The organism is Mycolicibacterium arseniciresistens (assembly GCF_030519285.1).
GTDB classification, from domain to species: Bacteria; Actinomycetota; Actinomycetes; order Mycobacteriales; family Mycobacteriaceae; genus Mycobacterium; species Mycobacterium arseniciresistens.
Genome location: NZ_JAUMSQ010000103.1, coordinates 1 through 25,161, shown reverse-complemented (window position 1 = coordinate 25,161; position 25,161 = coordinate 1). Strand labels below are relative to the sequence as shown.

Below are 25,161 nucleotides of genomic sequence, written 5' to 3'. Positions count from 1 at the left end.
GGGCACCAGCACGTCGCTGCCGCCCCGCTCGTTGACCGCGGCGCGCGGCGGTGCGTCGGCGCGCAGCGCGAGCGTCTGGTTCTCGCCGAGCCGGGGGTGCAGCCCGGTGGCGCTCCACCGCACCTGCCAGCGGCCCTCGTCGCGGACCATGTTGAGCCGCCCGTCGTAGGTCCAGGTGCGGTCCTTGGGCAGGTGCCAGGTGTAGCGGTAGGTCACGCTGCCGGTGTCCTCGGCGTATCGGGCACTGAGGATCTGGGCGTCCAGCGTGGTGGCCTGCAGACCGGCCCATGCCTCGTTCAGGTCGGTGCGCGCCTCGTCGGGCCGGTCGGCGAGCTCGGCGGCGGCTCCGGTGTCGCCGCGGCCGAGCGCCGCGAAGAACTCCTCGGCCGTCGGTTCGGGACCGTTGGGGCGGGGGGTACAGGCGCTCAGCGACGCCGCCGCCGCAACCATCACCAGCGCGGCCAACGCGGACGCACGTGATACTGCTGAGGTTCGAGTTGCCATTGGGGCAGATGTTATGAACTTTGGCATCGCAAGTCGGGGAGGCGCACCGAGACCCGGCCTTGACAATCGCCCGGGCCGCCGCCGGAGCCGATCCACCGCATTCCGGCGAAGCGCCCGGTGGCGACGGTGAGCGGTGCGGGGCATACCGTGATCGACGATGGCCGACAACGATCCGTCCCCGAATTTCGACGACGTACAGCACCACTACGACCTGTCCGACGACTTCTTCCGACTCTTCCTGGATCCCACGCAGACCTACAGCTGCGCGTACTTCGAGCCCCCGGACCTCACGCTGGAAGAGGCGCAGCTGGCGAAGATCGACCTGTCGCTGGACAAATGTGACCTGCGGCGCGGGATGACGCTGCTCGACATCGGTTGCGGGTGGGGCGCCACGATGCTGCGGGCGTTGGAGCGTTACGACGTCAATGTCATCGGGCTGACGCTGAGCGAGAACCAGTACCAGCATGTGCAGGGGCTGCTGGCTTCGCGCCCGAACACCGACTCGAACAGACACGCCGAGGTGCGGTTGCAAGGATGGGAGGAGTTCCACGATCCGGTGGACCGCATCGTGTCGATCGGCGCGTTCGAACACTTCAAGTACGCCCGCTACCCGATGTTCTTCGAGCGGGCGTACGACCTCCTGCCCGGCGACGGCCGGATGATGCTGCACTCCATCGTCACCATGGGCCGCGACATCTTTCGGATGGGTCGCAAGATCACCCGTGAAGACGTCGACTTCTGGGCGTTCCTCGGCCGGGAGATCTTCCCCGGCGGTGAGCTGCCGCTACCGCAGAGCATCCCCTCCTACGCCGAGGCGGCCGGCTTCGCGGTGCGCAACGTCCAGTCGTTGCAACCGCATTACGCCCGCACGCTGGACATCTGGGCGGAGACACTGACCGCCCGCCATGACGACGCGGTACGCATCGCCTCGGAGGACACCTACCAGACCTACATCCGGTATCTCACCGGCTGTGCCGACCGGTTCCGCTGGCGCCACGTCGACGTCCGCCAGTACACCCTGACCAAGGCCGCGTCGGCCTGACCGTCAGGACCCGGCGGCCGGGGTGCGCACCACCAGCGGGACCGCGGGGAAGAACGCAGCCATCTCCGAGCGGGACTTCCGCAGTGCCGCTGTGCCGTACCCCCGCTTGCGGTACTGCGGGTGGATCCAGACCCGCACGTTGACCTCACCGCCGGCCAGCTCGCCGAACACCATGCCGACCTTGTCGGAGCCGTCGATCGCCACCAGCCACGCCGCTTCCTCGGCGGCGACGCGCGCCACGGCCGCGGAGATCTCGTCGGCCAGATCGCCTGCGGGACCGCCGGATCCGTCGCCCGCCGCGCCGACATCGGCGGTGCGGGCGGCGAAGATTTCGCCGTCGGCGGTCGCATCGAAGGCCCGCAGCGTCAGCGAGTCCGGCGACGCGGACCCCGACTCGCCCCTCGTGAAGCTCAGCTGGTTGTTGAGATCCTCCAACTCGGCGGCGATGCGCCGCCGGGACACCTTGGTGAGCCGGTCGAAGGACAGCCGCAGCACTGCCTCGGCACTGGGCGCCGAGGTCTTCAGCAGCGACGCGACCGCCTCGATCGCGGCGTCGTGGTCCTCGGAGTCGACGATCGCGTCGAGCACCTCGTGCCTGTGGTCCAGCGCCCGCACCAGGGTGTCGGCGATCTCGCGGCGGGCGACCTTGGGGTCGGATTCGGTCATGACGGCAGCCTAAGGGCTGCTGCCCGCGCCCGGGGAACCGGGCGGCGGTCAGTCGAGCAGAACCGTCGCGAACGTGCCGACCTGCTCAAATCCGATGCGCGCGTACGTCGCCCGGGCGACGGTGTTGAAGCTGTTGACGTAAAGGCTGGCGATGCGCCCGCTGCGCAGCACCGCCGACGACAGCGCCGCGGTGCCGGTGGTGCCCAGCCCGCGGCCACGCCATTCCGGATGCACCCACACGCCCTGGATCTGGCCGACGGTCGGCGACTGGGAGCCGACCTCGGCCTTGAACACCACCTCGCCGCGCTCGAAGCGGGCCCACGCCCGGCCCGCGGCGATCAGCCCGGCCACCCGGCGCCGGTAGCCGCGGCCGTTGTCGCCCAGCCGAGGGTCGACGCCGACCTCGCCGATGAACATGTCGATGGCCGCGGTGAGATAGGCGTCGAGTTCCTCGATGCGGGCGGGCCGCACCGCGGAGTCGATCGAGCACTGGGGCGCGGAGTGCAGCGCCATCAGCGGCTGGTGCTCGCGCACGTCACGCGCGGGGCCCCACGCCGCCTCGAGCCTGCGCCACATCGGCAGCACCAGCTCAGCCCGGCCCACCAGCGACGAACATCGCCGCGCCGTGCTCATCGCCTGATCGGCGAAGGCGTTCAGGTCGTCGATCTCACCGCGCAGCGGGATCAGGTTGGGACCGGCGTAACACAGCGAATCGGCCGCACCCCGGCGCGTCCACAGTTCTCCACCGATGGCACCTGGCTCGACGCCGTGATCGGCGACCCGGGCGGCGACCATGCACGATCCGACCGGATCCTGGTCGAGCACCTCGAGGACCGCGGCGGCGTCCCGCACCACCGACACCCGTCGCTCGTCGACATGGCGGAACAGCGGCGGTGCCGACATCGCGCGTCTTTCTGTTCGAGCGGTCGTGACCCCGACCACAGGGCCGCCCTCAGCTTACGGTGACAACCGGTGAACCGCTCGCACTTGTCTTGTCCGAGTCCATCTCGGCGGCGATGCGCATCGCCTCCTCGATCAGGGTCTCCACGATCTGCGCCTCGGGCACCGTCTTGATGACCTCGCCGCGAACGAAGATCTGTCCCTTGCCGTTTCCGGACGCGACGCCGAGGTCCGCCTCGCGCGCCTCCCCCGGCCCGTTGACGACACAGCCCATCACCGCGACCCGTAGCGGGACCTCGAGGCCGTCCAGCCCGGCGCTGACCGCGTTGGCCAGCGTGTACACGTCCACCTGAGCCCGGCCGCACGACGGGCAGGACACGATCTCCAGGCCACGCGGCCGCAGGTTCAGCGATTCGAGGATCTGGTTGCCGACCTTGATCTCCTCGACCGGAGGCGCGGACAGCGAGACGCGGATGGTGTCGCCGATGCCCTTGCTCAGCAGCGCCCCGAACGCGACGGCGGACTTGATGGTGCCCTGGAACGCAGGCCCCGCCTCGGTGACGCCGAGGTGCAGCGGGTAGTCGCACTGCGCGGCGAGTTGCTCGTAGGCCGCGACCATGATCACCGGGTCGTTGTGCTTGACGCTGATCTTGATGTCGCCGAAGCCGTGCTCCTCGAACAGCGACGCCTCCCACAGCGCCGACTCCACGAGCGCCTCCGGGGTGGCCTTGCCGTACTTCTTCATCAACCGCGGGTCCAGCGAGCCGGCGTTGACGCCGATCCGGATCGGGATGCCGGCCGCGCCCGCCGCCTTGGCGACCTCCTTGACCCGCCCGTCGAACTCCTTGATGTTGCCCGGGTTGACGCGCACGGCGGCACAGCCGGCGTCGATCGCGGCGAAGATGTACTTGGGCTGGAAGTGGATGTCGGCGATCACCGGGATCTGCGACTTCTTGGCGATGGCGGGCAGCGCGTCGGCGTCCTCCTGCCGCGGGCACGCCACCCGCACGATGTCGCAGCCGGACGCCGTGAGTTCGGCGATCTGCTGCAGCGTCGCGTTGATGTCGTGGGTCTTGGTGGTGCACATCGACTGCACGGCGATCGGGTGGTCGCTGCCGACACCGACATCGCGCACCATCAGCTGGCGCGTCTTGCGGCGTGGCGCGAGCACCGGCGCCGGCGGTGCCGGCATGCCCAGGCCTATCGAGGTCACAGCGTCTCCAGGGTTCAGGGCCGGCTACTGCAACCTGATCGGGTTGACGAAGTCGGCGGTCACGGTCAGCAGCATGTAGCCGACCAGCACCACCAAGACTACGTAAGTAGCGGGCATCAGTTTGAGATAGTTCACCGGCGCCGCGGCCACCTTGCCGCGCGCCGACCGGATCATGTTGCGGATCTTCTCGAACACCGCGACCGCGATGTGCCCGCCGTCGAAGGGCAGCAGCGGGATCAGGTTCACCGCGCCGAGGACGAAGTTGAGCTGAGCCAGGAAGAGCCAGAACAACTCCCACACGCCGGCGTCGGCGGTGTCACCGCCGATGATGCTGGCGCCGACCACGCTGATCGGGGTCTCGGGGTCGCGCTCGCCGCCGCCGATGGACTCCACCAGCGCGCCGATCTTGGTGGGGATCTTCGCCAGCGCCTCGCCGAGCTGGACGGCCAGGTCGCCGGTGAACGCGACGGTGCCGGGCACCGCCGTCAGCGGGTTGTACTGCGCCCAGTCCAGCGGGTCCGGGGCGCCGATGCCGACGGCGCCGACTTTCGACGGGGTGTCACCGTCGGTGCTGGTGAAGCGCTCGACACGGGTGACGTCCACAACGGTGGTGAACTGGCTGCCGTCGCGCTCGACCGTGAACGGCGTCGGCCCGTCGAGGGTGCGGACGGCGGTCACCATCTCCTTGAAGTCCGCCACCGGGGTGTCGCCGACCTTGACCACGGTGTCACCGGGCCGGATACCGGCCAGGGCGGCGGGGCCAGGCCCGGTGCACTCACCCAACTCGGTCTTCGACACCTGCGGCGCGACACACACGGTTTCGCCGACGACGGCGGTGGTGGGCGGGTTCAGGTCGGGCAGACCCCAGGTCAGGGCGATGCCGTAGATGATCACCATGCCGAGGACGAAGTTCATGCCGGGACCGGCGAACAGCACGGCCACCCGCTTCCACACCTTCTGCCGGTACATCGCGTACGGCCGGTCGGCGGGGTCGAGTTCGTCGACCGGGGTCATGCCCGCGATGTCGCAGAATCCGCCGAGCGGGATGGCCTTGACGCCGTACTCGGTCTCCCCCAGCTTGTTGGGCCTGCGCGTGGACCACAGCGTGGGCCCGAAGCCGACGAAGTAGCGGCGCACCTTCATACCGGTGGCACGCGCCACCCACATGTGGCCGCACTCGTGCAGGGCCACCGAGACCAGAATCGCGAGCGCGAACAGCGCGACACCAACAACGAACATCATCGGGCGGGCAGAACCTCCTGGGTGAGCACGGAGCGGGCCTTCTCGCGGGCCCATCGCTGCGCCTCGAGTACCTCCTCCACGGTAGCTGGTTCCGCGGCCCACTCGTCGCCGGCGGCCAGCACCTCGCCGACCGTCCGGACGATCGCCGGGAAGGAGATGCGGCCGTCGAGGAACGCCGCAGCGGCCTCCTCGTTGGCCGCGTTGTAGACCGCGGTCAGGCAGCCGCCCGCGGTGCCTGCCGCGCGGGCCAGCCGCACCGCCGGGAAGACCTCGTCGTCGAGCGGCAGGAACTCCCAGGTGGCGGCGGTGGAGAAGTCGCAGGCAGCGGCGGCTCCGGGCACCCGGTCCGGCCAGCCGAGGGCGAGCGCGATCGGCAGCTTCATGTCGGGCGGGCTGGCCTGCGCCAGCGTCGAACCGTCGGTGAAGGTGGCCATCGAGTGCACGATCGACTGCGGATGCACGACGACGTCGATGCGGTCGTACGGGATGCCGAACAGCAGGTGCGTCTCGATCAGCTCGAGGCCCTTGTTGACCAGCGTCGCCGAGTTCAGGGTGTTCATCGGCCCCATCGACCACGTGGGGTGCTTGCCCGCCTGTTCGGGACTCACCGAGTCGAGATCCTCGGCCGACCAGCCGAGGAACGGGCCGCCGGATGCGGTGAGCACCAGCCGGGCGACCTCGCCGGAGGTGCCGCCGCGCAGGCACTGCGCCATCGCCGAGTGCTCGGAGTCGACCGGCACGATCTGGCCGGGTGCGGCCGCCCGCAGCACCAGCGGACCGCCTGCCACCAGCGACTCCTTGTTCGCCAGGGCCAGCCGCGCGCCGGTGGCCAGGGCGGCCAGGGTGGGTTCCAGTCCCAGCGCCCCGACAAGGGCGTTGAGCACCACGTCGGCCTCGGTGTCCTGCACCAACCGGGTCACGGCGTCCGGGCCGCTGTGGGTGACGTCACCGATCCGCTCCGCGGCGGCGGCGTCGGTGACCGCGAGCCTGGTGGCGCCGGTCTCGGCGCGCTGGCGGGAGAGCAGGTCGGGGTTGTTGCCGCCGGCAGCCAGCCCAACCACCTCGAACCGGTCCGGATTGGCGGCGATCACCTCGAGCGCCTGGGTGCCGATCGACCCGGTGCTGCCGAGGATCAGCACCCGCTGCCGAGATCCGGAAGAGCTCACCGGACTATTGTGCCGCCTCCGGGAGCCGCCCCGGCGCACACCGCACCCCGATCTTGATTGTGACGCGTTTGTGACGGCGGCTCCCGAGGCCCGTCCGTGACGCACACCACCCCGAATCCCCGGTGTCAGATCACCAGGACGGCGGCACCGCCGCCTCCGCGTACCGAGGAGTGGCAGTGGTTTCAACGAAGAGGTACAGCGTCCACCGCAAGGCCGTTGCGGCAGCGGGCCTGAGCGCGTTGGCCGTGTTCGGCGCCGCGGCGTGTTCGAGCGGTGGCAGCGAGTCCACCGCTTCGTCGGGGAGCAGCGCGGCGTCGTCGGCCGCGGAGAGCGCCACGTCGTCCGCACCGTCGAGCGCGGCGGCCGACCCGGCCGCGAACCTGGTCGGCGCGAGCTGCGCCGCCTACGCCGAGCAGGTGCCGTCGGGCCCCGGATCGGTGACCGGCATGGCGGCCGACCCGGTGACCGTCGCGGCGTCCAACAACCCGATGCTCAAGACGCTGACCCAGGCGCTGTCGGGGCAGCTCAACCCGAACGTGAACCTGGTCGACACGCTCAACGGTGGCGAGTTCACCGTGTTCGCGCCGACCGACGACGCGTTCGCCAAGATCGACCCGGCCACCATCGAGACGCTCAAGACCGACTCCGATCTGCTGACGAGCATCCTGACCTACCACGTCGTGCCGGGTCCGGGCGCCGCTCCCGACAAGGTGGCAGGCACCCACAAGACCGTGCAGGGCGCCGACGTCACGGTGACAGGTGAGGGCGAGGGCCTCAAGGTCAACGACGCGGGCCTGGTGTGCGGCGGGGTGCAGACCGCCAACGCGACCGTCTACATGATCGACACGGTGCTGATGCCTCCGGCGAGCTGACCGACGCTCCCGTAGCGACCGTCCCCCGGGCACCCGACGTGCCCGGGGGATGTCGTGCGCGGAAACCGCCGCACCTCGCTGCCGGCATTCCAAATCCGTTGAGTCCGTTACCCATCCGTGAGCCGATCGGTGCCGAATAGCAGTCGAAGTGACGAGGACGGCGACACCTGTCGCCCCATGACGAAAAGGAGCGCGAGTCGATGAATCTCACGAAGAAGGTTGCCGGAGCAGGATGTGCGGCGGTTGCCGCGGTGGGTCTGTCACTGAGCGGCGCCGCGGTCGCGACCGCCGATCCGGCCACCGGCCTGGTGGGGCCGGGCTGCGCCGGCTACGCGCAGCAGGTGCCGACCGGTCCCGGCTCGGTGATGGGGATGGCCCAGGAGCCGGTCGCGACGGCCGCGTCGAACAACCCCATGCTCAAGACCCTGACCCAGGCGGTGTCCGGGCAGCTCAATCCTCAGGTGAACCTGGTCGACACCCTCAACGGCGGCGAGTTCACGGTGTTCGCCCCCACCGATGCGGCGTTCGCCAAGATCGACCCGGCGACCATCGAGAAGCTCAAGACCGACGGGCCGCTGCTCACCAACATCCTGACCTACCACGTCGTCCCCGGCCGGGCCGAGCCCGCGCAGGTGGTCGGCATGCACAAGACGGTGCAGGGCGCCGACGTGACGGTGACCGGTCAGGGCAACGACCTCAAGGTCAACGACGCGTCGGTGGTGTGCGGCGGCGTGCAGACCGCCAACGCCACCGTCTACATGATCGACACGGTGCTGATGCCGCCGGCGTGATGACCACCCGGCACTGAACCCGTCCCCCGCCACGTTCCCCCCTGTGGCGGGGGACGTCTGTGCTCCAAGGCCTTGACGAGCCGGTCAGCCCATCGCCTGGTCGAAGCGACGCACCACGATGTCGCCGGACCCGGTGCGCGCGTGCACATCCAGGGTTCGGTCGCCGTCGGCGGGGCCGTCCGACGGCTGCAGGCGGTTGCGGACCGCGCCGGACGAGGTGCTGACGTCGAGCCGGGCAGCGGTGCCGTGCGGGACGCCGATCTCGACGTCACCGCTGCCGGTCCGCGCGCTCAGCGAGCCGTTGACGGCGGTGGTCACGACCGTCGAGCCGGAGGCGGTCTGCGCCCGTGCGTTGCCGCGCAGCGACCCGACCGTCAACCCGCCGCTGGCAGCCTGGAAGTTCAGCTCGCCGTCGAGGGCCTGCACGACCGCGTCGCCCGAGGCGGTCGAGATCGACACGCAGCCCAGCACGCTGGTGGCGCCGACGTCTCCGGACGCGGTGTCCGCCTTGAGATCTCCCTCGACGGCGTCGAGTGTGACCCGCCCACTCGCCGACGAGAATCGGCAGTCGCCGAGCAGGCCGTCGGCGTGCACGTCGGCCGAGGCCGTCGATGCCTGCAGCCGTGAGCGCGAGGGCAGGGCGATGTCGACGTTCACCGCTCCGCCGCGGCCCAGCGCGAGCATCTTCGGGCCGGCGGCGACCGTGAGCCGGCCGTTGCCGAACTCGACGCGCGCGTGCTCGGCGGCCCGCACGTCGGAGGCGCGGGACGGATCGCGGGGCCGGACGTCGACCACGGTGTCGAGGCGGTCGCCCGCGGTGAGCCGTACCGACCCGGCGACCACCTCGATGTGGGCGACGATCGGTTCTGGTGTCGGGAAACTGGGCATCGGATCTCCTCTTGTCGCGGGTGTCAGCGGACCCAGCCGCTGAAGGACTTGCCGGAAGGCGGGCGGGGGCGGCCCCGCTGCGGCGCGAGCGCGCCTGCCACCGAGCGCACCAGCCAGGCGTTGACCGACACCCCGGCTTCGCGCGCTGCCGCGTCCACTCCCGGCCTCATGCTCTCGGGCAATCGCAGGGTGACGCGCCAGGTGCCGCCCTCGTCGTCCGGTTCGGGGCCGGTGGGCGCCCGTGGCGGCTCGGACGGTTCGGCATGGGTGACCGTGAAGTCGGGGTCGCGGCCGCGCAGCCGGACGTCGACGGAGCCGGGCGCCAACTCGCGGGTGATCAGCTCGGCCGCCTCGGAGAGCGCCTCCAGCAGCGCCAGGCGCAGCGCGGACTCGAGTGGGGCGGTCAGCCGGTCGGCGAGTTCGGCGGCATCCGGCCCGCCTGCGCGGGCGGCGACGTCGAGCTCGCGGCGCACCGTGTCGACGTAGGGCTGCAGATCCATGATGTCATGGTGACACCATTATGACGTCACCGCAATGTCACCGCGAAAATCGAGTCGCCCAGTGCCGGGCGATGTCCACCCGCCGGGTGATCCACACCCGGTCGTGGCCCTGCACGTGATCGAGGAAGCGCTCGAGCGCCGCCGTGCGGGCCGGCCGGCCCACCAGCCGGCAGTGCAGGCCGATCGACAGCATCTTCGGTGAGCCTGCCGCCCCCTCGGCGTACAGCACGTCGAACGCGTCGCGTAGGTGCGTGAAGAACTCGGTGCCGCTGGGGAATCCGCCGGGCGTGGCGAAGCGCATGTCGTTGGTGTCGAGGGTGTACGGCACCACGAGGTGCGCCCGGCCTTCCACGGTGGTCCAGTACGGCAGGTCGTCGGCGTAGGAGTCGGAGTCGTAGAGAAATCCGCCGTGCTCGACCACCAGTCGCCGGGTCTGCGGCGAGTCGCGCCCGGTGTACCAGCCGGCAGGCGGGGCGCCGGTGAGCTCGGTCAGCAGGCGGACCGCCCGGGCCATGTGGTCGCGCTCGACGTCGGGGTCGGCGAGCTGGTAGCTGATCCAGCGCAGGCCGTGGCAGGCGATCTCGTCACCGCGGGCGAGGAACGCCGCGACCGCCTCGGGGTTGCGGGCCAGCGCGTCGGCGACCCCGAACACGGTGAGCGGCAGTCCGCGCCGGTCGAACACCCGCAGCACCCGCCACAGCCCCGCCCGCGATCCGTACTCGTAGAGCGACTCCATGCTCATGTGCCGGTTCGGGAACGGCTGGGCGCCGACGATCTCCGAGAGGAACGTCTCGGACGCCGGATCGCCGTGCAGCACGTTGTTCTCGGCGCCCTCCTCGTAGTTGAGGACGAACTGCACGGCGATGTTGGCGCCGCCGGGCCACTGCGGATGCGGTGGGTGCGCGCCGTATCCGACCATGTCCCTCGGGTAGCCGTCAGGCGTCATGCCGGGATTGTGGCAGCAGGCGGGGCCGGCGTCAGCGCACCTTGGCGATCACGTCCTCGGCGAACCGCTCGATCGGTCGGCGGAAGCGGTCGTCCGGGTGCTCGCCGGCACCGGCCGCGCCGCCGGGGCCGAGCCACGGCGCGCACATCACCGCGGTGATGCCTGCGTCGCGGGCACGGTTGTACAGATCGGGGGTGGGTTGCTCGCGCAACGCCAGCAGCACCTCGAACGGCTCGCCGTCGCGGCCGTACTCGCGCCGCAGTGCGGTCAGCCGGTCGACGTAGCGGACCGCGTCGGCCCAGGCGTAGGCGTAGCCGACCCAGCCGTCGCACAACCTCGCCGCACGGCGCAGCGCCGCCTCGGACTCGCCGCCGCACAGGATCGGCACCGGCGTGGGCGGGTGCGGTTCGAGCATCAGTTCGGGCACGTCGTAGTGCTCGCCCCGCCACGACACCCAGCCGCCGCGCCACAACGCCCGCAGCGCGGGGATCATCTCGTCGAGCCGCTTGCCGCGGGTCGCGAAGTCCTGCCCCATCAGCGCGTACTCCTCGCGCATCCAGCCGGCGCCGACGCCCAGCGACACCCGGCCCTGCGACACCACCGCCGCGGTGGCGACGACCTTGGCGACCTCGATCAGCGGGCGAGCGGGCGCGATGTAGACGGCGTTGCCGAACCGCAGATTCGTCGTGACGGCGGCCATCGCGCCGATGAGCACCCAGGAGTCCGGCCACGCGGTCTCCGGCGCCCACATCGGCTTGCCGGTCGGCGAGTCCGGGTACGGCGACGACAGCTCGCGGGGGTAGACCATGTGGTCCGAGCAGACCATGCCGTCGAACCCGGTCTCGTCGAGGATCTGCGCGACGGCGATGGCCTCGGTCGTCTCCAGGAACGTCGCCCCGCTCCAGAACTGCATACGTCATCCTTCCGTCAGTCCCACGGTGTTTCCTGCGCGCCGGTTGAGGGCAGCATCACAGACATGCCGACACTGCTGTGGTTCCGCCGCGACCTTCGGCTGCACGATCTGCCGCCGCTGCTCGACGCCGCGCAGCCCGACGGCGAGGTGCTCGCCTGCTACGTGCTCGATCCGCGGCTCGCCCGCTCCTCCGGACCGCGGCGGCTGCAGTACCTGCACGACGCGCTGCGCGAGCTGCGGGACAACCTGGACGGGCGGCTGCTGGTCGTCAGCGGTCGCCCGGAGGAGCGGATACCCGCGCTGGTCGAGGCCGTCGGCGCGACATCGGTGCACGTCTCGGCGGACTACACGCCCTTCGGCAGGCGCCGCGACGACGCCGTGCGCGATGCGCTGAACGGCATCGGCGACGGTGTGCCGCTGGAGCCGTCCGGCTCGCCGTACCTCGTGGCGCCCGGCCGGGTGACCAAGGGCGACGGCGAACCGTACAAGGTCTTCACCCCGTTCTTCGCCGCGTGGCGCAAGCACGGCTGGCGGGCGCCGGCGCGGACCGGTCCGGAGTCGGCGAAGTGGATCGATCCGGCCGACGTGCCCGGTGGGGTCGACATCCCCGACGACGGTGTCGCCCTCGACCTGCCCGCGGGCGAGCGCGCCGCGCGCGCGCAGTGGGAGGAGTTCGTGGACACCGCGCTGCGCGGCTACGCCGACGACCGCAACCGGCCCGATCTCGACAACACCAGCCGGATGTCGGCGCACCTGAAGTTCGGCACCATCCACCCGCGGTCGATGGTCGGCGATCTCGGCCGCGGCAAGGGCGGCCAGGCCTACCTGCGCGAGCTCGCGTTCCGCGACTTCTACGCCTCGGTGCTGCACGAGTGGCCGCACAGCGTGTGGTGGAACTGGAACCGCGGATTCGACGCGATCAAGCCCGACGAGGGTGCAGAGGCCGAGAAGGCCTTCGAGGCGTGGAAGAACGGGCGGACCGGCTTCCCGATCGTCGACGCGGGGATGCGCCAGCTCGCCGAGATCGGCTGGATGCACAACCGGGTACGGATGATCGTGGCCTCGTTCCTGGTCAAGGACCTGCACCTGCCGTGGCAGTGGGGTGCCCGGTGGTTCCTCGAGCAGCTCGTCGACGGCGACATGGCCAACAACCAGCACGGCTGGCAGTGGACCGCGGGCAGCGGCACCGACGCGGCGCCGTACTTCCGGGTGTTCAACCCGACCACCCAGGGCAGGAAGTTCGATCCCGACGGCACGTACATCCGGCGCTGGGTCGCCGAGCTGGCCGACCTGCCGGTGGACGCCGACGTGCACACCCCTGCCGATCGGCGGCCTGCCGGTTATCCGGAGCCGATCGTCGATCACGCCAGGGAACGCGCCGAGGCGCTGCGCCGGTACGCCGATCTCGGGTGAGCTGCCCGCCGGCCGCGGCCGGGCCTGTACGACGCTCTGTCGTACGCCCGCGGCGATGTGCCAGAATCATGGGCAGTTGCCCAGCCCGACCGTGAGGAGCACTCCGTGGCCAGCACCGAAGTGGAACGACACACCGGCGTCGACGTCGAAGATGTGCCCTCCGCCGAGTGGGGCTGGAGCAAGGAGAACCACCGCATCATCCACATCGGGCTGCTGCTGGCGGCCGGGTTCCTGCTGACGATGCTGCGCGGCAACCACGTCGGCCGCGTCGAGGACTGGTTCGTCATCGGCTTCGCCGCCGTCCTCGTCGCCTGGGTGGCGCGGGACTGGTGGCTGCGCCGTCGCGGCTGGATCCGCTGAGTCAATCGATCGGCACCAGGTCGGAGTCGATCGGGCGGTAGCCGCCCCGCTGCATACTCTCGACGGCCCCGACCGGGGTGTCGATGCCCGCCGCCGCCATGGCGTGGGTCTTGAACACCCGCGCCGCGGCACTCAACCGGTAGCCGACGGCGTCGGCGCCGCCGAACCGGTCCGGCCAGTGCCCGCCCCACATCGCGACCTCGGTCCTGCCCGTGGCGAGCAGCTCCTGCACCGCGTCGTGGACGCGCTCGTCGGCGAGCGCCGCCGCAGAGACCGCCAATCCGGCCGCGTGCTCGGGGTCGGCCACCACGGATTCGAGCGCGGCGCCGAGATCGAGGACCGTCGCACCGAGGATCTGCATCGGCCGCGTCTCGCGGGCGTCCGCGACCAGCACGTTGACCTGCCAGCCGGCCATCGCGCGGTCGAACAGCCAGCCGCCCGCGGATCGTGCGGCATCGGTCGCGTCGACCGCCAGCACGTCGAGCCGGTAGCGCACCAGCCTGCTGGTGGAGCCGATGTCGCGCACATCCGGGCGACCTCGGCGCAGGTCCCCGTCGGTGCGCGCGGACTGGGTGGCCATGGGCAGCTCCGTTCACTGGTCGACCGGCGCCCTCAGCGTGACATTCGAACCGCATTCTGTAAAGCGCCGTTACAGTTTTGTCAGCTGCCTGCGACGTCGTGACGGCCACCGGCCCGGCGCGCCCCCGGTGGTGCTAGCCCACGGCCGCGGCGAGCGGCAAGGTGTCGACGGTCGGGGTCAGCGGGCTGGAAATACCGCCCGCGGCGCGGATTTCGCAGAACGCCCGGCGGATGGCGTCGGTGGCTTCGTGCGGATCGGCCAGCGTGCGGTCGTCGGTGAGCACCGAGACGTTGAGCTGGTCGACGTAACTCCACACGGTGATGTTCATCCCGCTGCCCGCCACCAGCGGACCGACGGAGTAGATCTCGGTGACCGCCGCCCCCTCCACCCGGCCGGGACGCGCAGGGCCGCGGACGTTCGAGACGGTCAGGTTCATGATGGTGCTCGACTCCACCCGCCTGCCCTGGAAGCGGAACAGCGGCGGCGTGACCTGCGGCGGCAGGTAGTTCAGCCATGACGCGACGACCGTCGGGCCGAGCAGCCGGTGGGTCTCCTTCGCGATCGACGTGGACAGCGCCGTCAGCCGGACCCGCTCGCCGACGTCGTCGACGTGGGTCGGCAGCGACGGCGTCAGATAGCTGAACTCGTTGCCCACCAGTCGATCCGGCGAGGGGTCGATGCTCACCGGCACACCCGCGATCAGCGGCTGGTCGGCCTTGCCGTCGTAGCGCAGCAGCAGCTCGCGCAACGCCCCCGACACCGCCGCCAGCACCACGTCGTTGAGCGTGACGCCCAGCGCCGACGCGGCCTCCTTCACGTCGGCGAGCGCCAGCGGCGTGGTGGCGAAGCGGCGTACCGGTGAGACGACGTGATTGATGAACGTCGGTGGCGGCGCGAAGTTGCGCGCCAGGTCGGGATGGCCGCCACGGTCCTTGACGTGCCTGCGCACCTGCGCGACGCCCGCCACGGTCTCGCGCATCAGCCGGGGCAGCCGGCGCAACAGCCGGGCGTGGTCGCGGCCTGCGGCGGCGAGCAGGCTGCCGGTCGTCCGCAACTCCGGCGGACTGGCGACAACGGACGTCTCCGGCGGTGCGTCGGGCGCCAGCGCTCTGGCCATCTGGTTGGCGGACGCGGTGCCGTCGGCGAGCACGTGATGCACCTTGTGGATGATGGCGATGCGGTCGTCGGCCAGCCCCTCGGCGATGTACATCTCCCACAGCGGACGGCTGCGGTCGAGCGGCGTGCTGGCGATCTGGCCGATCAGTTCGTCGAGTTCCCGGCGGCCGCCGGGAGCGCGCACCCGCACCGACCGGACGTGGTAGTCGAGGTCGATCTCGGCGTTCTCGCACCACATCGGATGGTGCACCCGCAGTGGGATGTCGACGAGCTGCAGGCGCAGCGGTGTCAACGCCTGCAGGCGGGGGCCCGCGACGCGGCGGAACATCTCCATGCTGAATCCGCCCGGCACACCGGACACGTCGAGAATGCCGATCTTCATTGTGTGCATGTGGATTTCGGGCGTCTCGCTGTACAACATCAGCGCGTCCACGCCGTTCAGCCGTCTCACGCGTCCCCCATTCGTCGCCCTACTACGGTGTGCCCGCAACCGGCGCGGCCTACACCGCACGCACGGCGCCGACGCGACGGCGACGAGACACTCCATCGGCCGTCTGTAATCTCGGCGCATGAGCCTCGTCACCGGTCGCGGCCCGCTCAGCGCCGATCCCGCAGGTTGGTTCCACCCGCCGGTGAGTCCCGGCACGGTGTTCGTCGAACCCCATCCTCGCCGCATCCAGGCGGTGGCGCAGGGAAAGACCGTGATCGACACCGAGGCGGCCCTGCTGGTGCATCGCGGCGGCCTGCCGCTGAGCTACGCCTTCCCCGAGGCGGTGGTGAACGCGCTGCCGCACCATCCGGTCGACGAGGCGCCGGGTTACGTCCATGTCCCGTGGGACGCGGTCGACCGGTGGATCGAGGAGGGCCGCGAACTCGTGCACTACCCGCCCAATCCGTACCACCGCGTCGACTGCCGCCCGGGCCGGCGCGGCCTACGCGTCAGCGTGGCGGGCACGGTGCTGGTCGACACCGTCGACACGGTCGCCGTGTTCGAGACCGCCCTGGCGCCGGTGCTCTACGTGCACCCGGACCGGGTGCGCACGGACCGGCTCCGGCGCAGCGACACGACGAGCTACTGCAACTACAAGGGCTGGGCCACCTACTGGTCGGCGGTCACGGCCGACGGGGACGTCGTGGCGGATGTCGCGTGGAGCTACCCGGATCCGCCGCCGGAGTGCCTGCCGATCGCCGACCATCTGAGCTTCGACGGCTCCCGCGCCGAGATGCTCGCCGAGTTGCCCGAGACCGGCGCCGGCTGCGGGTGTTAGACCCGGTCGATCACCTCGGCGCCGAATCGCTCGACGGCCTCGCAGGCATGCGCCAGGCTGTCGCCGGGAACGGTCACCTGGATCCACGTGACGCCCACCGCCGCGAGCTTCTCGACACCGGCGAGGTAGGCGTCGGCGTCGAAGTCCGCTGAACCCGGGTCGCCGCCTTCGCGGTTGTTGAACGCCACGTCCAGTGTGGCGGGGTCGCGGTCGGCCGACTCCGCTCGCCGGCGCAGGTCCTCCACGGCGGCGGCGAGCGCGTCGACGGAGTCGAGTGCCGCCGTGCGCGCGGTCTTGGCCAGCTGGGCGGGCGCCGCGAACGGGCACCAGCCGTCGCCGTAGCGCACCACCCGGTCGCGTGCGGCCGCGGTGTTCCCGCCGATCCAGATCGGCGGGTGCGGCCGCGTCACCGGCCGCGGGTGGGCGGTGATGCCCGTGGCGGTGAAGCCAGTGCCCTCGATGCTCAGGTCGTCCGACGTCCACGCCGCGCGGATGGTCGCCAGCGCTTCCTCGAACAGGGTGGTGCGGTTCTCGTAGTCGACGCCGAGCGCGGCGAACTCGCGCTTGAGGTAGCCGACCCCGACCGCGAGCGTGAAGCGTCCGTCGGACAGCAGGTCCAACGTGGCGCCCGCCTTGGCCACCACGAACGGGTTCCGGTAGGGCAGCACGACGATGTTGGGCACCAGCCGCAGCGTCGTGGTGTGGGCCGCGGCGAAGGCCATCGCCACGAACGGGTCGAGCGCGTCATGGCCGCCGGCCTCCAGCCACCGCTGCGTCGGCGCGGGGTGGTCGGTGAAGCCGAACCCGCTGAAGCCGGCCGCCTCGGCGGCCACCGCGACCTTCGCCACCCCGGCTCCGGTCACCAGCTCCGGGTTGTACGGGTGGGTGTGCATCGGATGGGTGATCGCGAAGTGCATCGTCGGCCTTTCGGGACACGTCGAGTCGGCTGCGTTGTGGGGGCGTTCTCCGGAGAATACGATTCTCGCTGATGAATAACGAGAGTTTCACTCCGGCCGGCCGGCCATGACCGACCTCGACATCGGCGTTTACGTGCCGCAGATCGGCTTCTCCTACCCCGATGTGCTGCACCGCGCGCAGCGCTGCGAGCAGGCGGGAATCGGCACGCTGTGGCTCTACGACCACCTCTACGGGCCGGGCGCTCCGGACTACCCGTCACTGGAGGCGTGGACACTGGCGACGGCGCTGCTCAGCCGCACCGAGCGGCTGCGGGTCGGACACATGGTGCTGTGCAACCAGTTCCGCCACCCGGCGGTGCTGGCCAAGATGGCCACCACGCTCGACCAGATCTCGGCGGGCCGGCTGCAGCTGGGCATCGGCAGCGGCTCCATCGCCGACGAGCACGAGCGCACCGGGTTGCCGTGGGGCACCTTCGCGGAGCGCTCGCAACGCCTGGGCGAGACGCTCGAGATCCTGCACCAGGCCTTCGCCGACGAGCGCATCGACTTCAGCGGCGAGCACTTCACGGTCCGGGACATGCCGGTGAAGCCCGGGCCGGTGCAGCGCCCGCGGCCGCCCATCGTGGTGGGCGGGGTGGGCGAGCGCTACACCCTGCCGCTGGTCGCCCGCTATGCCGACGTCTGGAATGTCCCGACGTACGCGCTCGGTGACCTGGAGCGCAAGGTCGCGGCGTTGCGGTCCGCCTGTGCCGACATCGGTCGCGACCCGGCGTCGATCGTCATGTCGGTCGAGGCGGTGATGGCGCTGGCCCCCGACGACGCCGCCCTGCCCGAGGTTCGGACACTGGCCGAGAAACGTTTCGGTGGAACGGGTTTCGGTCTGCACGACGGCGGCCTGGTGGGTACCGCGCCCGCCATCGTCGACCGGTTGCACGAGCTGCGCGAGCTCGGCTTCACCCAGGTGGTGTTGTTCGCTCACGACCGGGCGTCCGACGCGACGCTGGACCTGCTGGCCTCCTCGGTCATCGCCGCGCTATGACGTGCGGGCCGGCGAGTAGTTCGGCCGGCCGAGCCCGAGGGCCTGCTGGGCGATCATGTTGCGGAACACCTCGAGGGTGCCGCCGTAGATGCCGGTGGGTCCGGCCAGCCGGAAGACGTACTCCGCTCCCCCGTTCCCCGCGGTGTCCGCCGGCAGGGCGCCCGCCACGCCGAGGACGTCCATCAGGTCGGGCGAGATGTCGCGCATGGTCTGCGCGATGGCCACCCGCCCGTACATCTGCGGCGTGCTCATCGCCGCCTCGAGCCGGGCGATCGCCCGGCCCAGCCGGTGACACACCGAGCCGTCGTCGGTGAGACGGCCCCCGTCGGCGCCGGGTTCGGAGACCGCCGCGGCGACGGCGTCGACCGCCTCGGCCGTCACCAGCAGGTGTTCCGACATCGTCGCCAGCTTCGACAGTCCCTCCGCGTCACGTTCGACGGTGCCGTGTTCGGCGTGCAGCGCGTCGCGCAGCACCGTCCAGCCGCCGTTGACCTCACCGACCCGGTACCTGTCGGACACCCGCACGTCGCTGTAGAAGGTGATGTTGGTGCGGTCGCCGTCGACGGTCCGCAGCGGCTGGATCTCCACGCCCGGCGAGTCCAGCGGCACCAGGAACATCGTCAGGCTCTGGTGTTTGGCCGCGCCGGGATCGGTGTTGGTGATCAGGAAGACGTAGTGCGCGTTCTGTGCGTTGGACGTGAACATCTTCGCGCCGTTGATGATCCAGCCGTCACCGTCGCGGACCGCGCGGGTCCTGCAGGTGGCCACGTCCGAACCGCCCTCGGGTTCGGTGTAGCCGAGGCACAGCCGGCGGTGGCCCGACAGCACCTTCGGCAGCACCTCGTCGCGCAACTCCGCCGATCCGAACCGGACGACACTGTGGGCGACCATCGCCGTGGTGGGCCAGTGGAACCACGGGGTGTGGGCGCGGCCGACCTCGAGTTCCCAGATCCGCCGCTGCACCGCGGTGAAGCCGCCGTCGCTCGCCGCCGTGAAGTCGCGGGCGAGGTAGCCTGCGGCGCCGAGCGCGAGATGCACTGCCTCGTCGAAGTTCTCACCCGTCAGCCGGTCGCGGGCGATCACGTCCTCGGTCACCACGGCGGCCAGGAACGCCCGCAGCTCATCCTGGAAGGCGCGGTCCCCGTCGTCCAGCTCGACCCGCGAGAAGTCCATGTGCAGCTCCCGTCGGCCCGCGGCGTGACACTTCCGAAGGCGAGTGTAACGCCTCGTATAGGCTGGCCGCCGGCGGACCGCGCGAGGAAGGCATTCCCATTGGGCATCGTGACCACCAGTTCCGAGACACTGTTCAGCCAGCCGGCCGAGGCGGTGTACGACTTCGTCACCGATCCGGCCAACTGGGCCAGGACCTATCCGGGCGGGCCGCGGATCAGCGGTGTCCCCGACGAGCTGCCCCTGCGGGTCGGTGACACGTGGAAGGAGGCCCACCCGACGCACGACCGCGTGTTCACGTGGCAACTGGCCGTCGCCGCGCGCCCGCGGGTCTGGGTGTTCCACTCCGTCGGCCGCCTGGGAGCCGGCGGTGACGGCGACGGCGGCCTCGAGGGCCGGATGGCCGTCGAGTACCGCTTCACCCGACCGGCGCCGGACACCACGCTGTTCACCCGCACCATGACGATCGAGGCGTACCGCGATGCGCCGTTGTCGGACAACTTCTTCCGTATCGTCAACCCGGCGCACATCGACGCCTATCACGCGGCTGTCGCGCGCGAGCTCGCCGGTTAGCCGGCGCGCAGGCCGAGGCCGGGCGATCGGCCCCGGATCAGGTCGGCGGCCTTCTCACCGATCATGATCGTCGCGACGTTGGTGTTGACCGACGGGATCTTCGGCATCACCGAGGCGTCGGCCACCCGCAGCCCGGTCAGCCCGTGCACCCGCAGGTCCGTATCCACCACCGCCTCGGGGCCGGTGCCCATCGCGCAGCTGCCGACGGGGTGGTAGTACGTGCTGGTGGCGTGACGTACGTAGGCGCGCAACGCCGCCGCATCGCGGACCGCAGGCCCGGGCAGCACCTCACGGGCCCGCCATGGCGCGAATGCGTGGCCCGTTGCGATGTCGCGCGCCACCTCGATCCCGTGCATCAGCCGGCGCACGTCGGATTCCTCGCCGAGGTAGTTCGGGTCGATCAACGGCGGAGCAGCCGGATCCGCACTCGCGATGCGGATCGAGCCGCGGGCGTCGGGCACCGTGGCGATGGCGAAGGTGTAGCTGTTCGCCGGGGCGGCCAGGTGCGGCGGGTGGAACGGCACGTGGATGAACATCAGCTGCATGTCCGGTCCGCCCAGCGACGCGTCGCTGCGCCACAGCATCGACGTCTCGGCATGGTTGGTCCGGCCGACGGGAATCGGCCGCGCCGCCTCGTGAACGACCGGGCACAGCGGGTGGTCGTGCAGGTTGCGACCGACCCCGGGCAGGTCGTGCACGACGCGGACGCCGACGGACTCGAGTTCGGCGGCGGCGCCGACGCCGGACAGCAGCAGCAGCCGTGGAGAGTCGACGGCGCCGGCGCTGACCACCACCTCGGCGTCGGCGTGCGCGGTCATGCGCCGGCCGCGACACACGAAATCGACTCCCGTGCAGCGGTGTCCGTCGAAGCGCAGCGTGAGTGCGCGCGACGAGGTGGCGACGGTCAGATTCGGTCTGCCCCGCACCGGATGCAGGTAGGCCGATGCGGTGCTCTGCCGGGTCCCGCCGGTGATCGACAGGTCGTGCCAGCCCGCACCCTCGGCGTCCGCCCCGTTCATGTCGGCGGTGAGTGGGAACCCCGCGGCCGCCGCACCGTCGAGGAACACCTGGGACAGCGGGTTGGCGTCCGCGGCCGCGGCGGGCGCCGGCGACAACGGCCCGTCGGTCCCGCGGTGGTGCGGATCCCGGCCGCCGACGGTCTCCATCCGGCGGAAGTAGGGCAGCACCGAATCGTGGTCCCAGCCCGTGCACCCGGACTTCGCCCAGCTGTCGAAGTCGTTCGGGTGGCCACGCAGGTACACCATCGCGTTGATGCTGCCGCTGCCGCCGAGTGTGTGCCCGCGTGGCCAGTCGTGTTCCCGCCCGGCGGTGCCCGACTGTGCGACGGTGCCCGACTGTGCGACGGTGCGGTACGCGTAGTCCACGTCGGTGCCCCACAACGCCGGCCACGCCGGCGGCGCGGCGATCTCGGGCCTGCTGTCGCCCGATCCGGATTCGAGCAGCAGCACCCGGGCGGCGGGGTCCTCGCTGAGCCGGGCGGCGATCACGCAGCCGGCGGACCCGCCGCCGATCACCACGTAGTCGAACCGGCCCTCGCCGTCGACGCCTGCGACGTCCATCGGGTTCCTCTCATCTGTGGTCGGTTCAACCGCGTTGTGCGGCAGTCGATCAGCGGGTGGTAGCGGTCGCGGCCTGCTCGATCAGGTCGGCGACGGCGTCGGGCCGGGAGACGGTGACCGCGTGGGACGCCTCGATGTCCACGCTGTGCGCCTTCGCGCGCTCGCCCATGAACCGCATGGAGGCGGCGGGGATGGCGAGGTCCTGGGTGGTCACCATGTTCCAGGACGGGATCGTCTTCCAGGCCGCCGCCGTGGCGGGCTCCTCCAGCGCGGCCGTGGTGATCGGCCGCTGGGTGGCCGCCATCCGGACGGCGACGTCCTGCGGGACGTCGGCGGCGAAGACCCGCTGGAACTCGTCCTGCTTGATGTAGCTGTCGACGCCGGCCCCCCCGCCGGGCCCGGGGACGCTCACGGTGTGGAGGGCGGGGCCCAGTTCGCCTCCGGGGTACTTCGCGGCCAGTTGGCCCGTGCTCTCTCCGGGCTCCAGCAGGAAGCTGGCGACGAACACCAGCGCCTTGACGTTCGGGCTGCCGTCGGCGGCCTCGCTCATCACCGAGCCGCCGTAGGAGTGGCCGGCCAGCACCACGGGGCCGGGAACGCTGTCCAGCACGCTGCGGACGTACTGAGCGTCCGAGCGCAGGCCCCGTAACGGATTGGCGGCGGCGATCACGGGATAGCCTGCGCCCTCGAGGATGTCGATCACACCGTTCCAGCTCGACGAGTCGGCGAAGGCGCCGTGCACCAGCACCACCGTCGGCTTGTCCCCCGCCGGGGACTGCTCGGCCGCCGTGATCTCGGCTGCGCGTCGCTCGTCCGACGGGCTGCCGCATCCCGCTGCGAGAGTCGCCAGCGCCACCGCTGCGGTCATCGTGGTGAAGAACGTCCTTCTCATCATCTCTCCTCACGTGACGACCCATCGGCCGCCGTCGGTTGATATGCAATATATTGCGTTTTGGATGGCGTTCTGTCAAGCGCCACGTCGCACGGCGCGGCCCCCCGAGCCCGCGCCCGCGTCCGGCTCATTGCTCGGGAGGGAAATCCACTCCACGAGAGAGCGATTCGAGATCTCGGATCTCGGCGCCGTCGCGGAGTTGCCGGCGACCATCCCCGCCGCCGAGCTGGCGGTCCTGCGTCACCACGGTGCGCACGACGACGTCGACCTCGCCTACAGCGCGCTCGGCGAGTACGCCACACGTCACGAGATCAGCGTCGAAGCTCCGCTGCGGGAGTACTACGAGTGTTTCTCGTGGGACACCGAAGATCCCGGGCAGTGGTCGACCGATCTGTGCTGGCCGGTGTTCCGGGCCGACGCGTGAGCGCGCCGCCCCGCCGGGGTGTCTATGCGAACTCCTGCCGGTCGATCAGGAGTGACAGCGTCTCCCAGTTGCGCTGCGTCGCCTCCGCGGCGGCATCGGCGTCGCCCTGACGACACAGCTCGATGATCCGCTTGTGCTGCGCGATCGACTCCCTGCCGGACAGCGAGGAGAAGCGCAGGAATTCGAGTCGCCGCAGCACCGGGGTCACCTGCTCGAGCACCACCGGGATCGTCCGGTTCTGGCTGGCTTCCACGGCGACCGCGTGGAACTCGTCGTCGGCGCGCATGGCGGACTCCGCTTCACCGGCCGAGAACGCGGCGGCGAAGTCCTTGTTCGTCTTCACCATCGCGGCGATCTCCCGCTTCCCCATCAGCGGGACGGCAGTGCGCACCGCGAGCGCGTGCATCGCGGCGGCGACGGCCTGCGCATCCAGCAGAGACCTGCGTTCGATGGTCGCCACGACCGTCGAACGCCCGGGCAGGGTGTGGACCAGCCCGGCTGTCTCCAACCGGGCGATCGCCTCCCGGATCGGGGTGCGGCTGATCCCCAGCCATGCTTCGAGTTCGGGATCGCGCAGCTTCTCGCCGGGGGCGAGCGTGCCGTTGACGATGGCGTCCCGCAGCGAGATGTAGGCGTTCTCCCGTAGCAGCGACCTCTTGTGCTTACCGACTTCGTCCGGGACCGGCATGCAATATATCGTATCTTACGACCGTTCCGCCGTGGACGGCTGACCTGAGGGCGTCGCCGGTCGCGACGCCAATGTGAGGAGAGCGGATGCCCATCGAAGACTTCGAACGCCATCCCCTCACCTTCGGCCCCAGTCCCGTACATCGGTTGCCGAGGCTGAGCGCTCACCTCGGTGGCGCGCAGATCTGGGCCAAGCGCGAGGACGTCAACTCCGGTCTGGCCTACGGCGGGAACAAGACTCGCAAGCTCGAGTACCTGATCCCCGACGCACTGAAGCGCGGGGCCGACACGCTGGTGTCGATCGGTGGCGTCCAGTCCAACCACACCCGCCAGGTGGCCGCGGTCGCCGCGAAGCTGGGCATGAAAGCCGTTCTCGTGCAGGAGAGATGGGTGGACTGGCCGGATCCGGTGGCCGATGAGGTCGGCAACATCCTGCTGTCCCGCATCATGGGCGCCGACGTCCGGCTCGACCCGGCCGGCTTCGGAATCGAGTTCAAAGACAGCTGGCGCAACGCGATCGACGACGTCGAACGAGCAGGCGGGATCCCGTACGCCATCCCCGCCGGCGCCTCCGATCACGAGTTGGGCGGCCTGGGTTTCGCGAACTGGGCATACGAGGTGCAACGACAGGAGGAGCAACTCGGGGTGTTCTTCGACACCATCGTGGTCTGCAGCGTGACGGGTTCCACCCAGGCCGGGATGATCGCCGGCTTCGCGGGCCAGGACCGGCCGCGCCGGGTGATCGGCATCGACGCGTCCGCGAAGGTGGAGCAGACGCGCGAGCAGGTCGGGCGGATCGCGCACAGAACCGCCGAGCTGATCGGGCTGGGGCGTCCCCTGCGCGACGAGGAGACCACGGTCCTCGAAGGCTGGGCTGGCGACTACTACGGCATCCCGGTCGCGTCGACGGTCGACGCCATCAGGCTGACCGGCCGGCTGGAGGGCGTCATCCTGGATCCGGTGTACGAAGGCAAGTCGATGGCGGCGTTGATCGACCTCGTCACATCAGGTGACATCCCGCCGGACTCCACGGTGTTGTATGCCCACCTGGGGGGACAACCCGCGCTGAACGCCTACCGCGGCGTCTTCTGACATTCGAAGGCGCGCCTCAGCGCATCGCCCTGCAACGCGAACAGCCGGGTACTGAGCTCCCAGTCGGGAAGCAGGGAGTCGAACCCGTGGCAGGTGCCGGGGTACACGTGCAGCTCGGTCGCCACACCGGCCCGCAGCAGCCGGGCGGCGTAGTCGATCGCCTCGTCGCGCAGCGGATCGAGTTCCGAGCACGTGATCAGGGCGGGTGCGACACCGCTCAGGTCGGCGGTGCGGGCGGGCACCGCGTCCGGCGGCGCCGACCCGGCCGCCACGTACCGCCACATGAGATCGACCGCCGCGCTGTCGAATCCGGGTGTGGTGGCGAACTCCCGCCGCGACGGTGTCATCCGGTCGTCGAGGACCGGCTGGTGCAGCAGCTGAAACAGCACCGAAGGCACATCGCCACG

General features: G+C 70.7%; 28 protein-coding genes. 10 read left to right on the top strand and 18 right to left on the bottom strand.

All coding sequences use genetic code 11. The features are described 5' to 3' along the window. Positions 1–504: NTF2-like N-terminal transpeptidase domain-containing protein (locus tag Q2100_RS15055; RefSeq protein WP_302914727.1), on the bottom strand; the 504-nt coding region annotated here is incomplete at its 3' end. Positions 505–661: 157 nt separating this feature from the next. Between Q2100_RS15055 and Q2100_RS15050 the strand changes: the two genes are divergently transcribed. After that, a complete protein-coding gene (locus Q2100_RS15050) occupies positions 662–1,546 on the top strand; it encodes a cyclopropane mycolic acid synthase family methyltransferase (RefSeq protein WP_302914726.1) in 885 nt (294 codons plus the stop codon). 3 nt (positions 1,547–1,549) lie between these two features. Here the strand turns inward: Q2100_RS15050 and Q2100_RS15045 are convergent, their stop codons facing one another. From Q2100_RS15045 to dxr, 5 genes are read right to left on the bottom strand one after another with little or no spacing between them, the layout of a single operon-like run. Beyond that, positions 1,550–2,212: a GNAT family N-acetyltransferase gene (locus tag Q2100_RS15045; protein WP_302914725.1), complete on the bottom strand. Its 663-nt coding sequence runs from the start codon at positions 2,210–2,212 to the stop codon at positions 1,550–1,552. Between the two features lie 48 nt (positions 2,213–2,260). Next, positions 2,261–3,115, bottom strand: a complete 855-nt coding sequence (locus Q2100_RS15040) for a GNAT family N-acetyltransferase (protein WP_302914724.1) — start codon at positions 3,113–3,115, stop codon at positions 2,261–2,263. Between the two features lie 49 nt (positions 3,116–3,164). Continuing rightward, complete coding sequence (gene ispG / locus Q2100_RS15035; protein WP_302914723.1) at positions 3,165–4,304, bottom strand: flavodoxin-dependent (E)-4-hydroxy-3-methylbut-2-enyl-diphosphate synthase; 1,140 nt, start codon at positions 4,302–4,304, stop codon at positions 3,165–3,167. 45 nt (positions 4,305–4,349) lie between these two features. After that, the gene (locus Q2100_RS15030; RefSeq protein ID WP_264012925.1) at positions 4,350–5,567 is read right to left on the bottom strand and encodes a M50 family metallopeptidase; all 1,218 of its coding nucleotides are present in this window, start codon (positions 5,565–5,567) and stop codon (positions 4,350–4,352) included. Further along, the gene (gene dxr / locus Q2100_RS15025; protein ID WP_302914722.1) at positions 5,564–6,733 is read right to left on the bottom strand and encodes a 1-deoxy-D-xylulose-5-phosphate reductoisomerase; all 1,170 of its coding nucleotides are present in this window, start codon (positions 6,731–6,733) and stop codon (positions 5,564–5,566) included. Before dxr ends, Q2100_RS15030 begins: the two co-directional genes overlap by 4 nt. Positions 6,734–6,909: 176 nt before the next feature. Here dxr and Q2100_RS15020 point away from each other — a divergent pair, with 176 nt between their 5' ends. After that, positions 6,910–7,605: a fasciclin domain-containing protein gene (locus Q2100_RS15020; RefSeq protein WP_302914721.1), complete on the top strand. Its 696-nt coding sequence runs from the start codon at positions 6,910–6,912 to the stop codon at positions 7,603–7,605. 200 nt (positions 7,606–7,805) lie between these two features. After that, positions 7,806–8,396: a fasciclin domain-containing protein gene (locus Q2100_RS15015; protein WP_264012922.1), complete on the top strand. Its 591-nt coding sequence runs from the start codon at positions 7,806–7,808 to the stop codon at positions 8,394–8,396. Positions 8,397–8,480: 84 nt separating this feature from the next. On the opposite strand, the gene Q2100_RS15010 is transcribed toward Q2100_RS15015, so the two are convergent. Genes Q2100_RS15010 through Q2100_RS14995 form a run of 4 tightly spaced genes read right to left on the bottom strand, consistent with a single transcriptional unit; the run spans position 8,481 to position 11,643 of the window. Continuing rightward, positions 8,481–9,284 (bottom strand): DUF4097 family beta strand repeat-containing protein, encoded by an 804-nt coding sequence (locus Q2100_RS15010; RefSeq protein ID WP_302914720.1) that lies wholly within the window; start codon positions 9,282–9,284, stop codon positions 8,481–8,483. Positions 9,285–9,307: 23 nt separating this feature from the next. Continuing rightward, positions 9,308–9,784, bottom strand: a complete 477-nt coding sequence (locus Q2100_RS15005; RefSeq protein WP_302914719.1) for a histidine kinase — start codon at positions 9,782–9,784, stop codon at positions 9,308–9,310. 37 nt (positions 9,785–9,821) lie between these two features. Then, a complete protein-coding gene (gene puuE / locus Q2100_RS15000) occupies positions 9,822–10,730 on the bottom strand; it encodes an allantoinase PuuE (RefSeq protein WP_302914718.1) in 909 nt (302 codons plus the stop codon). Between the two features lie 31 nt (positions 10,731–10,761). Continuing rightward, positions 10,762–11,643, bottom strand: coding sequence for a TIGR03619 family F420-dependent LLM class oxidoreductase (locus Q2100_RS14995; RefSeq protein ID WP_302914717.1), 882 nt, complete (start codon positions 11,641–11,643; stop codon positions 10,762–10,764). 63 nt (positions 11,644–11,706) lie between these two features. On the opposite strand from Q2100_RS14995, the gene Q2100_RS14990 reads away from it, so the two are divergent. Together Q2100_RS14990 and Q2100_RS14985 are read left to right on the top strand one after the other, a co-directional pair. Then, on the top strand, positions 11,707–13,056 hold the full coding sequence (locus tag Q2100_RS14990; protein WP_302914716.1) for a cryptochrome/photolyase family protein: 1,350 nt from the start codon (positions 11,707–11,709) through the stop codon (positions 13,054–13,056). 105 nt (positions 13,057–13,161) lie between these two features. Next, positions 13,162–13,416: a DUF2631 domain-containing protein gene (locus Q2100_RS14985; protein ID WP_264012916.1), complete on the top strand. Its 255-nt coding sequence runs from the start codon at positions 13,162–13,164 to the stop codon at positions 13,414–13,416. Between the two features lies 1 nt (position 13,417). Here the strand turns inward: Q2100_RS14985 and Q2100_RS14980 are convergent, their stop codons facing one another. Then, on the bottom strand, positions 13,418–13,996 hold the full coding sequence (locus tag Q2100_RS14980) for a hypothetical protein (protein ID WP_302914715.1): 579 nt from the start codon (positions 13,994–13,996) through the stop codon (positions 13,418–13,420). A gap of 133 nt (positions 13,997–14,129) precedes the next feature. Beyond that, positions 14,130–15,563: a WS/DGAT/MGAT family O-acyltransferase gene (locus tag Q2100_RS14975; RefSeq protein ID WP_302914714.1), complete on the bottom strand. Its 1,434-nt coding sequence runs from the start codon at positions 15,561–15,563 to the stop codon at positions 14,130–14,132. 118 nt (positions 15,564–15,681) lie between these two features. Between Q2100_RS14975 and Q2100_RS14970 the strand changes: the two genes are divergently transcribed. Further along, a complete protein-coding gene (locus Q2100_RS14970) occupies positions 15,682–16,380 on the top strand; it encodes a DUF427 domain-containing protein (RefSeq protein ID WP_302914713.1) in 699 nt (232 codons plus the stop codon). Here the strand turns inward: Q2100_RS14970 and Q2100_RS14965 are convergent. Next, positions 16,377–17,297 carry an LLM class F420-dependent oxidoreductase gene (locus tag Q2100_RS14965; RefSeq protein ID WP_302914712.1) on the bottom strand — a complete coding sequence of 307 codons (921 nt, stop codon included), beginning with the start codon at positions 17,295–17,297 and terminating at the stop codon, positions 16,377–16,379. The genes Q2100_RS14970 and Q2100_RS14965 overlap by 4 nt on opposite strands. Before the next feature lie 106 nt (positions 17,298–17,403). On the opposite strand from Q2100_RS14965, the gene Q2100_RS14960 reads away from it, so the two are divergent. Beyond that, positions 17,404–18,336: an LLM class flavin-dependent oxidoreductase gene (locus tag Q2100_RS14960; protein WP_302914711.1), complete on the top strand. Its 933-nt coding sequence runs from the start codon at positions 17,404–17,406 to the stop codon at positions 18,334–18,336. Here the strand turns inward: Q2100_RS14960 and Q2100_RS14955 are convergent. After that, positions 18,331–19,509 carry an acyl-CoA dehydrogenase family protein gene (locus Q2100_RS14955; protein WP_302914710.1) on the bottom strand — a complete coding sequence of 393 codons (1,179 nt, stop codon included), beginning with the start codon at positions 19,507–19,509 and terminating at the stop codon, positions 18,331–18,333. The genes Q2100_RS14960 and Q2100_RS14955 overlap by 6 nt on opposite strands. Before the next feature lie 99 nt (positions 19,510–19,608). Between Q2100_RS14955 and Q2100_RS14950 the strand changes: the two genes are divergently transcribed. After that, positions 19,609–20,079, top strand: coding sequence for an SRPBCC family protein (locus Q2100_RS14950; protein ID WP_302914709.1), 471 nt, complete (start codon positions 19,609–19,611; stop codon positions 20,077–20,079). On the opposite strand, the gene Q2100_RS14945 is transcribed toward Q2100_RS14950, so the two are convergent. Together Q2100_RS14945 and Q2100_RS14940 are read right to left on the bottom strand one after the other, a co-directional pair. Further along, the gene (locus Q2100_RS14945; protein WP_302914708.1) at positions 20,076–21,659 is read right to left on the bottom strand and encodes a GMC family oxidoreductase; all 1,584 of its coding nucleotides are present in this window, start codon (positions 21,657–21,659) and stop codon (positions 20,076–20,078) included. The two genes, Q2100_RS14950 and Q2100_RS14945, sit on opposite strands and share 4 nt — an antisense overlap. A gap of 49 nt (positions 21,660–21,708) precedes the next feature. Next, positions 21,709–22,551, bottom strand: coding sequence for an alpha/beta fold hydrolase (locus tag Q2100_RS14940; RefSeq protein ID WP_302914707.1), 843 nt, complete (start codon positions 22,549–22,551; stop codon positions 21,709–21,711). Positions 22,552–22,681: 130 nt separating this feature from the next. On the opposite strand from Q2100_RS14940, the gene Q2100_RS14935 reads away from it, so the two are divergent. Next, positions 22,682–22,975, top strand: coding sequence for a GyrI-like domain-containing protein (locus Q2100_RS14935; protein ID WP_302914706.1), 294 nt, complete (start codon positions 22,682–22,684; stop codon positions 22,973–22,975). A 22-nt stretch (positions 22,976–22,997) separates the two neighbouring features. On the opposite strand, the gene Q2100_RS14930 is transcribed toward Q2100_RS14935, so the two are convergent. After that, positions 22,998–23,663, bottom strand: a complete 666-nt coding sequence (locus Q2100_RS14930; protein WP_302914705.1) for a GntR family transcriptional regulator — start codon at positions 23,661–23,663, stop codon at positions 22,998–23,000. 86 nt (positions 23,664–23,749) lie between these two features. Between Q2100_RS14930 and Q2100_RS14925 the strand changes: the two genes are divergently transcribed. Then, complete coding sequence (locus Q2100_RS14925; RefSeq protein ID WP_302914704.1) at positions 23,750–24,754, top strand: 1-aminocyclopropane-1-carboxylate deaminase; 1,005 nt, start codon at positions 23,750–23,752, stop codon at positions 24,752–24,754. Here the strand turns inward: Q2100_RS14925 and Q2100_RS14920 are convergent. Beyond that, the coding region (locus tag Q2100_RS14920; RefSeq protein WP_302914703.1) for an alpha/beta hydrolase fold domain-containing protein at positions 24,736–25,161 on the bottom strand (426 nt) is incomplete at its 5' end. The two genes, Q2100_RS14925 and Q2100_RS14920, sit on opposite strands and share 19 nt — an antisense overlap.

What these genes read in the sequence shown, in the direction of transcription:
- Q2100_RS15050 (WP_302914726.1), top strand. Translation starts at nt 662, where the DNA reads ATGGCCGACAACGATCCGTCCCCGAATTTCGACGACGTACAGCACCAC.
- Q2100_RS15045 (WP_302914725.1), bottom strand. Translation starts at nt 2,212, where the DNA reads ATGACCGAATCCGACCCCAAGGTCGCCCGCCGCGAGATCGCCGACACC.
- Q2100_RS15040 (WP_302914724.1), bottom strand. Translation starts at nt 3,115, where the DNA reads ATGTCGGCACCGCCGCTGTTCCGCCATGTCGACGAGCGACGGGTGTCG.
- ispG (WP_302914723.1), bottom strand. Translation starts at nt 4,304, where the DNA reads ATGCCGGCACCGCCGGCGCCGGTGCTCGCGCCACGCCGCAAGACGCGC.
- Q2100_RS15030 (WP_264012925.1), bottom strand. Translation starts at nt 5,567, where the DNA reads ATGATGTTCGTTGTTGGTGTCGCGCTGTTCGCGCTCGCGATTCTGGTC.
- Q2100_RS15015 (WP_264012922.1), top strand. Translation starts at nt 7,806, where the DNA reads ATGAATCTCACGAAGAAGGTTGCCGGAGCAGGATGTGCGGCGGTTGCC.
- Q2100_RS15010 (WP_302914720.1), bottom strand. Translation starts at nt 9,284, where the DNA reads ATGCCCAGTTTCCCGACACCAGAACCGATCGTCGCCCACATCGAGGTG.
- Q2100_RS15005 (WP_302914719.1), bottom strand. Translation starts at nt 9,784, where the DNA reads ATGGATCTGCAGCCCTACGTCGACACGGTGCGCCGCGAGCTCGACGTC.
- puuE (WP_302914718.1), bottom strand. Translation starts at nt 10,730, where the DNA reads ATGACGCCTGACGGCTACCCGAGGGACATGGTCGGATACGGCGCGCAC.
- Q2100_RS14995 (WP_302914717.1), bottom strand. Translation starts at nt 11,643, where the DNA reads ATGCAGTTCTGGAGCGGGGCGACGTTCCTGGAGACGACCGAGGCCATC.
- Q2100_RS14990 (WP_302914716.1), top strand. Translation starts at nt 11,707, where the DNA reads ATGCCGACACTGCTGTGGTTCCGCCGCGACCTTCGGCTGCACGATCTG.
- Q2100_RS14980 (WP_302914715.1), bottom strand. Translation starts at nt 13,996, where the DNA reads ATGGCCACCCAGTCCGCGCGCACCGACGGGGACCTGCGCCGAGGTCGC.
- Q2100_RS14970 (WP_302914713.1), top strand. Translation starts at nt 15,682, where the DNA reads ATGAGCCTCGTCACCGGTCGCGGCCCGCTCAGCGCCGATCCCGCAGGT.
- Q2100_RS14965 (WP_302914712.1), bottom strand. Translation starts at nt 17,297, where the DNA reads ATGCACTTCGCGATCACCCATCCGATGCACACCCACCCGTACAACCCG.
- Q2100_RS14960 (WP_302914711.1), top strand. Translation starts at nt 17,404, where the DNA reads ATGACCGACCTCGACATCGGCGTTTACGTGCCGCAGATCGGCTTCTCC.
- Q2100_RS14955 (WP_302914710.1), bottom strand. Translation starts at nt 19,509, where the DNA reads ATGGACTTCTCGCGGGTCGAGCTGGACGACGGGGACCGCGCCTTCCAG.
- Q2100_RS14945 (WP_302914708.1), bottom strand. Translation starts at nt 21,659, where the DNA reads ATGGACGTCGCAGGCGTCGACGGCGAGGGCCGGTTCGACTACGTGGTG.
- Q2100_RS14940 (WP_302914707.1), bottom strand. Translation starts at nt 22,551, where the DNA reads ATGAGAAGGACGTTCTTCACCACGATGACCGCAGCGGTGGCGCTGGCG.
- Q2100_RS14930 (WP_302914705.1), bottom strand. Translation starts at nt 23,663, where the DNA reads ATGCCGGTCCCGGACGAAGTCGGTAAGCACAAGAGGTCGCTGCTACGG.
- Q2100_RS14925 (WP_302914704.1), top strand. Translation starts at nt 23,750, where the DNA reads ATGCCCATCGAAGACTTCGAACGCCATCCCCTCACCTTCGGCCCCAGT.